This window comes from Desertibacillus haloalkaliphilus, assembly GCF_019039105.1.
Classification (GTDB): domain Bacteria; phylum Bacillota; class Bacilli; order Bacillales; family KJ1-10-99; genus Desertibacillus; species Desertibacillus haloalkaliphilus.
This window is the reverse complement of sequence record NZ_JAHPIV010000201.1, coordinates 1-414: the sequence shown is the minus strand read 5'-3', so window position 1 is coordinate 414 and position 414 is coordinate 1. Positions and strand designations below refer to the sequence as shown.

Genomic DNA, 414 nt, shown 5'->3' with positions numbered 1-414 from the left:
CTCGAGACGGGGGCGGCACGCGCTGCGGCAGGGCGGACGCTGAGCGCGCAGGAGCGCGAGTCGCTGTGGCGCAGGCTGGGCGAGACGGCCGCCGCGTCGACCGAGGACTACCGGCGGCTGGACTCTCGGCTGCACCTGACCATCGCCGAGCTCGCCGGCCTCGGGTCGCTCGTTCCATTGGTCGCCGACAATCGCACGACCGTGAACGCGCTGCTCGACCGAATTCCGCTGCTCGACCCGAATATCGGGCACTCCAACCAGCAGCACGAAGCGGTGGTGATCGCGATCCTCACCGGTGATGCCGACCGTGCCGCCGCGGCGATGCGCGAGCACCTCGACGGGTCGGCGGCCCTGATCCGCGGCTTTCTGGGCTAGGAGCCGAGCGGTCTGGTTAGGAGCCGAGCGGTCTGGTGC

General features: G+C 71.0%; 1 protein-coding gene. It reads left to right on the top strand.

The annotated features are described in order from the left end of the window. The coding region (locus KH400_RS29805) for an FCD domain-containing protein (protein ID WP_217228133.1) at positions 1-375 on the top strand (375 nt) is incomplete at its 5' end. Positions 376-414 lie beyond the last annotated feature (39 nt).